The following is an 11,581-nucleotide window of genomic DNA, read 5'->3' on the forward strand; positions in this document are numbered from 1 at the left end:
CCCCTGCGCAGTCGCCCGCATGTGGTGCCGCGTGGTGCCGGACTGGTGCGGCCAGGGGGCGGTGGCGCCATGTGGCTCAGGGTGGCGCAACGGTGGCGCCGCATCTGACCTGTGGGTTTGTTGGTAGTGGCACATGTGGTGCCAGATTGGCTCGACATGGCGCCATGCGTGTGTCATGCTGTGGGACATGGACCTCACGCCCTATGTCGCCAGTCTTCGCCACGAGCTCGCGGTGGCCGCCGAAGCGGGTGGCGACGATGCTCGCGCTCTCGCCGAGCGCATCACCGCACCGCTAGAGTCGGCAGCCAGACTCACCCTCCTGAATGCCCTGTCGGACGCCATGGGTGAGGTCACCCGGGAGCTCGCTCCGGGTTCGGTGGACGTGCGACTGCGCGGGCTCGAGCCCGAGTTCGTCGTGACCGCCCCGCCGAGGGACGAGCCCTTCGCGGTGCAGGGTTACGAGGAATCGCATGCCCTGCCCGCCGTGCCGCCCGTGCCGGAAGGAGAGGACAGCAGTACCGCACGCATCAACCTCCGACTCCCCGGCCACGTCAAGGCGCGTGCGGAGCAAGCGGCCGCGCGGGAGGGGCTGTCGCTCAACGCATGGCTCGTCAGGGCCGTTTCGGGTGCACTCGAGCCCGGCGGCGGGCGGCAGGGTGACGGGCCGGCGCCCCAGCGGGGCAGCGGCAGGAAGAGCTTCACGGGCTGGGTGAGCTAGCCCCACCGGAGCACCGTTTCGGCGTGCGAGGGGCCGACCACTCTCGCGTCACACCTTGACGTCCCCGGAGCGGGGGCGACCACCAGACTCACGAGGACGGGACAGCCATGCCTTCTTACGACACCAAGGGACCCATCACCGCGAACATCCACGTCGAGGTCGGTGTCGCCCGGATCAGTGCCGGGGACCGCACCGACACGGTGGTCGAGATCCACCCGCGCACCGCCGGGGACAAGGACGACCAGCGCGCCGCCGACGAGACCAAGGTCGACTTCTCCGACGGCACGCTGACGATCCGTACGCCGAAGGCGCGCGGGCTGTTCTCCGCCCGCGGTTCGGTCCTGGTCGAGGTCTCGCTGCCGCAGGGCTCGCGGCTCCTCGGGACCCTGGAGATGGGTGACATCACCTGCAAGGGGACGCTGGGCGAGTGCGAGGTCCGCACCAGCGCCGGCGACATCCGGCTCGACCAGGCCGGTCCGGTGCGGCTGAAGACCCAGCACGGGGACGTCCAGCTCGACACGGCGACGGGCGACGTCGACGTCACGACCGGTTCGGGCGAGGTGCGGGTCCGCACGATCGGCGGGGACGCCGACATCAAGAACTCCAACGGCAACACGTGGCTGGACGACGTGGCGGGCGATCTGCGGCTGAAGGTCGCCAATGGAAACATCACCGTCGGCCGGGCGCAAGGGTCGGTGACGTCAAAGAGCTCGAACGGCAACGTACGCATCGAGGAAGTGGCGCGCGGCACGGTCGAGCTCCAGACTAAGGCTGGCAACCTCGAAGTCGGGATTCGCCAGGGGACTGCCGCCTGGCTCGACATCAACTCCCAGTCCGGGACGGTCTACAGCACCCTCGGATCCGCCGAAGGCCCCACGGAGGGCGCGGAGACCGTCAAGGTGCACGCGAGGACCAGCCTCGGTGACATCACCATCCAGCGTGCGCACGGCGCCTGACGTCAGAGCTCTGCCTCGCAACAGCTACGAAATGGAGGGGGCACGATGAGTGCCGCGACCGAACAGATGGCCCCGCCCAAGGGGATCAGCGCAGTCGGCCTGCGCAAGTCGTACGGCGAGAAGGTCGTACTCGACGGGATTGACCTGCATGTGCAGGCGGGCACGATCTTCGCGCTGCTCGGTCCGAACGGGGCGGGGAAGACCACCACGGTCCAGATCCTCTCCACGCTCATCGCCGCCGACGGTGGCGAGGCGACCGTGGTGGGGCACTCGCTGGAGCGGAGCGCGGACGCCATCCGTGCCCGGATCGGCGTCACCGGCCAGTTCGCGGCGGTGGACGGGCTGCTGACCGCCGAGGAGAACATGCTCCTCATGGCGGACCTGCACCACCTCGACCGCGCGGAGGGCAAGCGCCGCACCGCCGAATTACTCCGGCAGTTCGAACTCACCGAGGTGGCCGGCAAGATGGCCTCCACCTTCTCCGGGGGCATGCGCCGCAAGCTGGACCTGGCGATGACCCTCGTCGGCAACCCGAGCCTGATCTTCCTCGACGAGCCGACCACCGGCCTCGACCCGCGTAGCCGCCGCACCATGTGGCACCTGATCCAGCAGCTCACCGCCCAGGGCGTGACCATCTTCCTCACCACGCAGTACCTGGAGGAGGCCGACCAGCTCGCCGACCGGATCGCCGTCCTCGACAAGGGCAAGATCGTCGCCGAGGGCACCGCGGACGAGCTCAAGCGCCGCATTCCCGGCGGGCACATCCGCCTTCAATTCTCCGACGTGCTCAGCCTGGACGCCGCCTCCCGCCGGCTCGGCCTCGACGAGGGCGCCCGTGACGAGGAGAAGCTCACCCTGCAGATTCCGAGCGACGGCAGCATCCCCGCGCTGCGCGCCGTCCTCGACCTGCTGGAGGGCGCCGGTGTCACGGCGGACGCACTGACCGTCCACACGCCCGACCTGGACGACGTCTTCCTCGCCCTCACCGGTGACGGGTCGCGCCACCACGCGACCACCGTTCCCAGCCCCGCCAACACGGCGCAGGAGGCCCGCCGATGAGCACCACGTACGCGATGCGCGACTCGATGACGATGCTGCGCCGCAACCTCAAGCACGCACAGCGCTACCCCTCGATGACGATCTCGATCGTCGCGATGCCGATCCTGATGCTGCTGCTGTTCGTCTACGTCTTCGGCGGCGCGCTCGGCGCCGGCATCGAACTGCCCGGCGGCGGTACGGGTGACCGCGGCGACTACACCAACTTCGTAGCCCCCGGCATCCTCCTGATGGCGGCCACCGCTGGCGCGGTCTCGACCGCCGTGTCGGTCTGCACGGACATGACCGAAGGCATCATCAACCGCTTCCGGACCATGTCGATCTCGCGCTCCTCGGTGCTGACCGGGCACGTGGTGGGCAATGTCATCCAGACCATGATCAGTCTGGTCCTGGTCATCGGTGTCGCGCTCCTGGTGGGCTTCCGGCCCAACGCCACCGTCGTCGAGTGGCTCGCCGCCCTCGGCATCCTGGCCCTGCTCGCCTTCGGCCTCAGCTGGCTGTCCGCGGCGATCGGTCTGGGCTCCAGCAGCGTGGAGGCGGCGAGCAACGCGCCCATGCCCCTGACCTTCCTGCCCTTCCTCGGCAGCGCCATCGTCCCGCCGGAGTCCATGCCGGTCGGACTGCGCTGGTTCGCCGAGTACCAGCCCTTCACCCCGATGACCGACACCCTCCGGGGCCTGCTCATGGGTACGGAGATCGGCAACAGCGCCTGGCTTGCGCTCGGTTGGGGCCTCGTCCTCAGCGTCCTCGGCTTCCTCTGGGCCCGCTCCGCCTTCAACCGTGAGGCGAAGAGCTAGCCGCCACACCGCACCACGCGAGAACCGAACGGGGCTGCCCGGCCGACAGGCCGGGCAGCCCCGTTCTTCGTGCTCCCGCTGTCCCGCCGTCCCGTCGACGGGACAGCGGGAGGGCGAAGAACGGGGCGCGATGGCCGAAAACGCAAGGAGGAATCGCTCACCAGTACCCGTCCGGCAGGGCTGTGGGGGCATTCCTTGCCTCGTCGGGGGGCCACTCCTACGATCAATTGCGGAAGTGCGGGAAATAGGCCGTGACCGACCCGGCCCGCTGCACCAACGCACCCGGTACTGCATTCCACTTTCTGCGTTCTGCTTTCCGCTTCCATCGAAATCTGCAGAGGGGTCATGGTCATACACACGCGCAGCCACGCAACGGAAACCGCCGCCGGACTGGTCGTCGAAAGTCCCTTCATATGGCGGGCGCGGCGGCCCGGACACCGCCATCAATTGGTCTGCTTCCCGCAGGCGGGCGGCGGAGCGGGAGCATTCGCCGACTGGGTGCAGGAACTCCCGGCCGACATCGAGGTGGTCGCGGTGCAGCTGCCCGGCCGGCAGAACCGCATCATGGAGGACCCCGCCACCGAGGTCGGCCCGCTCGTCCGGGCCCTGATGCAGGCCCTGCGCCCCGTCCTGGACGGCCCGTTCTCCTTCTTCGGCCACTCCTGCGGGGCCCTGCTGGCCTTCGAGCTGGCGCTGGCGCTCCAGTCGCGCGGCGGCCCCCGGCCGGCCCACCTGTTCCTCTCCGGCCAGGCCTCGCCCGAGCCCTTCCGCAACCGCCCCCAGCTGCACGGACTGTCCGACGAGGAGTTCCGTGCCGAGGTGCTGCGGCTCGGCGGCTTCGACGAGGAGCTCGCCGACGACGAGGACGCCATGGAGGCCCTGCTGCCGTCCGTGATGGACGACTTCTCCCTGTGGGAGCAGCACGCGATGCCCGTCGGCGCGCGGCTGGACGTGCCCATCACCGCACTGGTCGGCGAGTCCGACAGCCGGGCGCCGCTGAACGAGATGGAGACCTGGGGCGCGCACACCGACACCGCCTTCGACCTGCGTGTCTACCCCAGCGGACATTTCTATCTCTTCGAGCCCGGACTGAGCGCCGAGCTGCTCGAATTCATCGCCGGTACGGTGCTGGCGCCCTAAGCTCCCCATCGGGTCGCATCACGGGCGGTGCGGTTTTCCGCGGGCAATTCCTGTGTGGCAGCTTTTTCGGGCTTGCCGCACCGCCCGCCGGCTGAGATCAATGAGGAATCAAACCCACGAGATTCCTGTCTTCATGTCCAACCATTGGGGGATGGTCGCTTTGTGCTCGTTCCATGACACGGCGGTGCCGGTGGCGACGATTCCTGAGATGTTCGAGAAGCAGGTCGTCGCCGCGCCGGACGCCGTCGCGCTGGTCTTCGGCGAAACCTCGCTGACCTACCGCGAGGTCGACGCGCGGGCCAACCGCCTGGCCCGGGTCCTGGTCGGACGCGGAGTGGGGCCGGAGTCGATCGTGGGCGTGGCCGCGCAGCGGTCGCCGGAGCTGTGGGTGGCCGTCCTCGCGGTGCTCAAGGCGGGCGGCGCGTACCTGCCGATGGACGCCGCGTACCCAGCCGACCGCCTCGCGTACATGGTCGAGGACTCCGGCGCCCGCCTGGTCCTGGCGGACGCAGTCACCGGCGGCCTGCTGCCCGAACTCCCCGCCCGCGTACTGCTGCTGGACGCTCCCGAGACGGTGGCGGCGGTCTCCGCCGAGGCGGCCGGCCCGCTCACCGACGCGGACCGGATCCGCCCGCAGCGGGTGGCGCAGACCGCGTACGTCATCTACACCTCCGGTTCCACCGGCCGCCCCAAGGGCGTCGCCGTCACCCACAACGGCCTCGCCCCGCTGCTCGCCACGCACGTCGAGCGGCTGAACGTGAGCCCCGCGAGCAGGGTGCTGCAGTTCGCCTCGCCGAGCTTCGACGCCTCGGTGTGGGAGATGTGCATGGGCCTGCTGTCCGGCGCGGCCTTCGTGCTGGCCGACAAGGAGGCGCTGGCCCCCGGTGACCCCCTGGCCGACACCATCGCCCGGCACGGCGTGACCCACGTGACGCTGCCGCCCCCGGTGCTCGCCGCGCTCCCCGCCGGGGCCATGGACTCCGTCGAGACCCTCGTGGTCGCCGGAGACGCCACCACCCCCGAACTGGTCGCCACCTGGTCGGCCGGCCGCCGCATGATCAACGCGTACGGGCCCACGGAGACGACCGTGTGCGCCACGATGAGCGCGCCGCTGGCCGGCGACGGCCGCGTACCGCCGATCGGACGCTCGATCACCGACACCGACGTGCACGTCCTGGACGACGCGCTCCGCCCGGTCGGCGCCGGCGTGATCGGCGAACTGTACGTCTCCGGCGCCTCGCTGGCCCGCGGCTACCTGGGCCGCCCCGACCTGTCCGCCCAGCGTTTCGTGGCCTGCCCCTCCGGCGGACCCGGAGCCCGGATGTACCGCACCGGCGACCTCGTGGAGCGGACCCCGGCGGGCGAACTCGTCTTCCACGGGCGCGTCGACACCCAGGTCAAGATCCGCGGCATCCGGATCGAGCCGCTCGAGATCGAGGCGGTGCTCAGCGGCCACCCCGGCGTGGCGGACACCGCGGTCCTCCCGTACGAGCGGCGCGGCAGCCGCCAGCTGGTGGCCTACGTCGTCCCCGCGGCCTCGGGCCGCCCCGGCCGGGCGGGCCCGCAGGGCAGCGCCTACGGCAGCATCGCCCTCGACTCCGGCTTCGGCGCCGGCGAGCTGCGCGCCTTCGCCGCCGAGCACCTGCCCGACCACATGGTCCCCGCGGCCTTCGTCCTGCTGGACCGGCTGCCCCTGACCCCGAACGGCAAGCTCGACAAGGCCCGCCTGCCGGAACCCGAGTTCAAGGGCGAGACCTACCGGGCCCCGCGCACCCCGCAGGAAGAGATCCTCGCCGACCTCTTCGCCAAGGCCCTGGGCGCGGGCCAGGTCGGCATCGACGACGACTTCTTCACCATCGGCGGCGACAGCATCCAGTCGCTGCAGGTCGTGTCCTGGGCCCGGGCCCGCGGCCTGGTCGTCACCGCCCGCCAGGTCTTCGAGCAGCGGACCGTCGCCCGGCTCGCCGAGACCGCCGTCGCGAACGGGGAGGGCGCCCCCACCGGCCCGGTCCTGGAGGAGTTCGACGGAGGCGGCACCGGATGGATGCCGCTGCTGCCCGTCGCCCGCTGGATCCGCGAGTGGGGTCCCGGCTTCGACCGCTTCCTGCAGGCCATGGTGCTGGAGCTGCCCGAGGGCATCGACCGGGCCGGCCTGGCCGCCACCCTGACGGCCGTGGTCGACCGCCACGACCTGCTGCGCTCCCGCCTCGTCGCCGACGCCGAGGGCGAGGGCGACGGTGAGGCCGACGGACTGGTGGTCGCGCCCGCCGGCTCCGTGGACGTGGAGCCGCTGCTGCACCGGGTCGCGTGCGACGGCCGCTGGGACGCCGAGTCCTGGCGGGACCTGGTGCTCGGGGAACTGGAGGAGGCCGCGCAGGGGCTGGACCCGGCGGCGGGCGTGGTCGCCCGGTTCGTCTGGTTCGACGCGACCGGCAGCGAGGGTGCCGAGGGCGCCGAGGGCGCCGAGCCCGGTGGCGCCGGACGGCTCCTGCTCGTCCTCCACCACCTGATCGTGGACGGCGTGTCCTGGCGCATCCTGATGCCCGACCTCGCCTCGGCCTGGCAGCAGATCAGCTCCGGCCGCACCCCCGAACTGCCGCCCGTGGCCACCTCGATGCGCCGGTGGGCGCACGCCATGGCCGACGAGGCCCTGTGCCCCGAGCGGGTCGCGGAGCTGGACCTGTGGCGCTCGGTCGTCGAGGGTCCCGATCCCCTGCTCGGCACCCGCCGGCTGGACCCGGCCGTCGACGTACGGTCCTCCGTCCGCGTCACCCACGTCCAGCTCCCGGTCTCCGTCACCGAGGCCGTACTCACCGACCTGCCCGCGGCGTTCCACGGCGGGGTCAACGACGGACTGCTCGCCGCGCTGGCCCTGGCGCTCGCGCAGTGGCGGCGCACCCGCTCCGTCGACGAGGCCTCCGCGCTGATCCGCCTCGAAGGGCACGGCCGCGAGGAGTCCGCCGCCCCGGGCGCGAGCCTCGCCCGCACGCTGGGCTGGTTCACCACCGCCTTCCCGGTGCGCCTCGACCTCGCCGGGGTGGACCTCGACGAGGCCTTCGCGGGCGGACCGGCCGCCGGCCTCGCCGTCAAGAAGGTCAAGGAGCAGCTCCTCTCCCTGCCCGACAAGGGCATCGGCTACGGCCTGCTGCGCCACCTGAACCCGCAGACCGCCGCCCAGCTGGCCGAACACCCCCTCGGGCAGGTCGGCTTCAACTACCTGGGCCGCTTCGCCACCGGCTCCGACCGGCCCGGCGAACAGCGCGGGGCGGGCTTCACCCAGGCCCCCGAGACGGCGGCCATCGCCGAACTGGCCGAGCTCGACGCGGCCCAGGACCCGCGGATGCCGGCCTCCGCCGAACTCGACATCAACGCCACGGTCAGCGACCAGCCGGCCGGCCCGGTCCTGAACGCGGCCTTCAGCGCCCCCGAGGGAGTGCTCACCCCGGCGGAGGTACGGGAGCTCGCCGACCTGTGGTGCGCCGCCCTGGAGGGCCTCGCCCGGTACGCGGCCCGGCCCGACGCCGGCGGTCTGACCCCCTCGGACCTGCCGCTGGTGAGCGCGAGCCAGTACGACATCGACGGCTGGGAGCGGCGCTTCCCGGGCCTCACCGACGTCTGGCCCACCACCCCGCTCCAGTCGGGCCTGCTGTTCCACTCGATCTTCGAGGACTCCTCCTTCGACGCCTACCAGGTGCAGTACGCCCTGCACCTGTCCGGACGGGTGGACGCCGGCCGGCTGCGCGCCGCCGGGCAGTCGCTGCTGGACCGGCACTCCAGCCTGCGGACCGCCTTCGTGCACAACGCGTACGGGGACCTGGTCCAGCTCGTCCTGGACTCCGTGACCCTGCCCTGGCAGGACCTCGACCTGTCCGGGCTCGGCGAGGCGGAGCGCGCGGAGGCCTTCGAGCGGTTCCTCGCCGAGGACCTGACCACGCACTTCGACCAGATCGCGCCGCCGATGCTGCGCATGACGCTGATCCGGACCGGCGAGGAGACGTACGAACTCGTCCTGACCGCCCACCACGTGCTGTTCGACGGCTGGTCGGTGCCCCTGCTGATGCAGGACCTGCTCACCTTCTACGGATCGGCCGGGCAGGCCACCGGGCTGGAACCCGCCCGCGACTACCGGGACTTCCTGGCCTGGCTCTCCCGCCAGGACCCCGAGGAGTCCGCCCGCGTCTGGCGCGAGGAGCTCAGCGGGGTCGGGGAGCCGACGCTGCTCGCCCCGGTGGTGTCCACCCCGGCCGCCGGAGCCGCCGGAGCCGCCGGAGCCGCCGGAGCCGCCGGAGCCGCCGGAGCCGCCGGAGCCGCCGGAGCCGCCGGAGCCGCCGGGGCAGCCCGAGCCGCCGGAGCAGCCCAGTCCGCCGGGTCCGCCGAGGACATCGCCATGCGGCAGGCCGAGGTGCCGCTGCCCGTCGAGGCCTCCCGCGAGCTGTTCCGGCGCGCCTCCGATCTCGGCGTCACCCTGAACACGGTGGTCCAGGGCGCCTGGGCGATCCTGCTGGCCCAGCTCACCGGCCGCCAGGACGTGGTGTTCGCCTCCACGGTCGCCGGCCGCCCGCCCGCCCTGCCGGGCGCCGACTCCACCGTCGGCATGTTCCTCAACACCCTGCCGGTGCGGGTGCGGTGCGCCCCCGCGGACACCCTCGCCGAGCTGCTGACCACGGTCCAGGGCCGGCAGGCCGCGCTGATGGACCACCACCACTTCGGCCTGAGCGAGATCCAGCAGGCCGCCGGAACGGACGCCCTCTTCGACACGATCATCGGCTTCGAGTCCTTCCCGATGGACCGGGCCGGCATCGTCGAGGCCAGCCGCGCGGCCGGGATCTCGATCACCGGCATCCGCTCCTTCACCGCCAGCCACTACCCCGTGACGGTGCTCGCCTTCATCGAGCCCGACCGGCTGCGCCTGGCGGTGCAGTACCAGCGCACCGTGCTCGACCCCGCCGTGGCCGAGTCCATCGCCGCCAGGTTCGCCGCGATCCTGCGGCAGCTGGCCGAGGACACCGGCCGCCGGGTGGGCGCCGTGGACGTACTGGAGCCCGCCGAGCGGGACCGGCTGCTGAACGGGCTCGGCGCGGGCCCGCAGGCCACCGGCGCGGGCGCCGGCGGGACGACCGTCCCGGAGCTGTTCGAGCGGCAGGCCGCCGCCACCCCCGACGCGGTCGCGGTGGTCTCGGGCGCGGAGTCCCTCACCTACCGGGAGCTCGACGAGCGGGCGAACCGGCTGGCACACGGCCTGATCGCCCGCGGAGCCGGCCCGGAGACCCCGGTGGCCCTGGCCCTGCCCCGCTCGGCGGACCTGGTGGTCGCGCTGCTCGGCGTACTGAAGTCCGGCGCCGCCGCCCTGCCGCTCGACCCGCGCCACCCGGCCGACCGCCTCGCGCGCGTCCTGGCCGACGCGCGGCCGCTCCTCGTGCTCACGCACCCGGACACGGCGGCCGCCGCGGCGGACACCGCGGTCCCCGCCGCGCACCTGGACGAACTGGGCTCCGGCGACGGCGCCTGCGCTCCGGCCCCCGTCCGGCGGCCCGACGGGCTCGCGTACCTCTCGTACGCCTGCGGCGGTCCGGACGGGCCGACCGGGGTGGAGACCACCCACCGGAACGTGGCGGACCGGGTGACGGGGCTGCTCGCGCGGCTCGGCGCCGCGGCCGGCCCGCGGCTGCTGGCCGGGCTCCCGGGAGACGCCGAACCGCCCGTCCTGGAGATCCTCGCCGCGCTCTGCGGCGGCGGGGGACTCGAGGTGCTGCAGGATCCGCGGGCCCTCGCAGGGCACCGCCTCCTCGGTCCCCCCGCCGCAGGGCGCGGGACGCTCGCGACGACCCCCTCGGCCTTCGCCGAGCTGCTCGACGAGGTGGCCGAGGAGCTGCACACGGACACGATCGTGTTCTCGGGCGAGCCGCTGCCGGCCGCACTGGCGCGGCGGGCGGCCGAGTCCGCCCCGGGGGCCCGGCTCGTCAACCTCCACGGGCACCCCGAGACCGGCTTCGCCACCGCCTTCTCACCGCCGGACGGCGAGGAGCCACCGGGCACCTCGGCCGTGCCCGCCGGGACGCCGCTCGCCGGAGTGCGGGCGTACGTCCTCGGCGCCGGTCTGACCCCGGTGCCGCACGGCGCGGTCGGGGAGCTGTACCTCGCGGGCGGCGCGCCGGCCCGCGGCTACCGCGGCCACGGCGGCCTGACCGCCGGGCGGTTCGTCGCCGACCCGTACGGCCCGGCCGGATCGCGGATGTTCCGCACCGGTGACCTGGTCCGCTGGACCGGGGACGGCCGGCTGGAGTTTCTCGGGCGCGGCGACACGGAGGCGGCCGTCCGCGGCACGCGGGTCGCGCCCGCCGAGGTCGAGGCCGTCCTGAGCGGGCACCCCGGAGTGGCCCAGGCCGCCGTGGTCGCCCGCGAGGGCCACGGGCCGGGCGGGACCGCACAGCTGGTGGGCTACCTCGTACCCGCCGCACCGTACGGCGCCGAGCCCGGGGCCCACGCCGACGAGGTACGGGCCCACGCGGCGCGGTACCTGCCCGCGGCCCTGGTCCCCGCGGTCCTCGTGACCCTGGAGCGGCTGCCGCTGACGCCCGACGGCCGCCCCGACCGGTCCGCGCTGCCCGAACCCGAACCGGCCGGCCGCCCCTACCGGGCGCCGCGCACTCCCGAGGAGGCGGCTCTCTGCGAGCTGCTGGCGGAGGTGCTCGGCGTGGAACGGGTCGGCATGAACGACGACTTCTTCGAACTGGGGGGCAACTCCCTGCTGGCAACACGGCTCACCAGCCGTATCCGGAAGGTGCTCGGGGTGAGCGTGCCTTTGCGGTCGATCTTCGAGTCTCACGCAATTTCAGAGCTTTCGCGCACGGTCAAGAACGCAGGCACGTCGAGCCGGCCTCGACTGCGCAAGATGGACAGGAGTGGACAGTAAA

At 72.9% G+C, this 11,581-nt stretch carries 6 protein-coding genes; all 6 read left to right on the forward strand.

What is annotated here, in order from left to right:
* Positions 1-187 precede the first annotated feature (187 nt).
* The 6 genes from PV721_RS15100 to PV721_RS15125 all read left to right on the forward strand — a co-directional run bounded on the left by PV721_RS15100 (position 188) and on the right by PV721_RS15125 (position 11,580).
* Positions 188-718 (forward strand): toxin-antitoxin system HicB family antitoxin, encoded by a 531-nt coding sequence (locus tag PV721_RS15100; RefSeq protein WP_319724269.1) that lies wholly within the window; start codon positions 188-190, stop codon positions 716-718.
* Positions 719-825: 107 nt separating this feature from the next.
* A complete protein-coding gene (locus PV721_RS15105) occupies positions 826-1,674 on the forward strand; it encodes a DUF4097 family beta strand repeat-containing protein (protein WP_319724272.1) in 849 nt (282 codons plus the stop codon).
* 45 nt (positions 1,675-1,719) lie between these two features.
* The gene (locus PV721_RS15110) at positions 1,720-2,733 is read left to right on the forward strand and encodes an ATP-binding cassette domain-containing protein (RefSeq protein ID WP_319724274.1); all 1,014 of its coding nucleotides are present in this window, start codon (positions 1,720-1,722) and stop codon (positions 2,731-2,733) included.
* The gene (locus tag PV721_RS15115) at positions 2,730-3,527 is read left to right on the forward strand and encodes an ABC transporter permease (protein ID WP_319724276.1); all 798 of its coding nucleotides are present in this window, start codon (positions 2,730-2,732) and stop codon (positions 3,525-3,527) included. Before PV721_RS15110 ends, PV721_RS15115 begins: the two co-directional genes overlap by 4 nt.
* A 345-nt stretch (positions 3,528-3,872) precedes the next feature.
* Positions 3,873-4,667 carry a thioesterase II family protein gene (locus PV721_RS15120; RefSeq protein ID WP_319724278.1) on the forward strand — a complete coding sequence of 265 codons (795 nt, stop codon included), beginning with the start codon at positions 3,873-3,875 and terminating at the stop codon, positions 4,665-4,667.
* 208 nt (positions 4,668-4,875) lie between these two features.
* Positions 4,876-11,580, forward strand: a complete 6,705-nt coding sequence (locus PV721_RS15125; protein WP_319724280.1) for a non-ribosomal peptide synthetase — start codon at positions 4,876-4,878, stop codon at positions 11,578-11,580.
* Position 11,581 lies beyond the last annotated feature (1 nt).

Origin of the sequence: Streptomyces sp. MB09-01 (assembly GCF_033794505.1) — a bacterium.
GTDB lineage: Bacteria > Actinomycetota > Actinomycetes > Streptomycetales > Streptomycetaceae > Streptomyces.

What these genes read in the sequence shown, in the direction of transcription:
- PV721_RS15100 (WP_319724269.1), top strand. Translation starts at nt 188, where the DNA reads ATGGACCTCACGCCCTATGTCGCCAGTCTTCGCCACGAGCTCGCGGTG.
- PV721_RS15105 (WP_319724272.1), top strand. Translation starts at nt 826, where the DNA reads ATGCCTTCTTACGACACCAAGGGACCCATCACCGCGAACATCCACGTC.
- PV721_RS15110 (WP_319724274.1), top strand. Translation starts at nt 1,720, where the DNA reads ATGAGTGCCGCGACCGAACAGATGGCCCCGCCCAAGGGGATCAGCGCA.
- PV721_RS15115 (WP_319724276.1), top strand. Translation starts at nt 2,730, where the DNA reads ATGAGCACCACGTACGCGATGCGCGACTCGATGACGATGCTGCGCCGC.
- PV721_RS15120 (WP_319724278.1), top strand. Translation starts at nt 3,873, where the DNA reads ATGGTCATACACACGCGCAGCCACGCAACGGAAACCGCCGCCGGACTG.
- PV721_RS15125 (WP_319724280.1), top strand. Translation starts at nt 4,876, where the DNA reads ATGTTCGAGAAGCAGGTCGTCGCCGCGCCGGACGCCGTCGCGCTGGTC.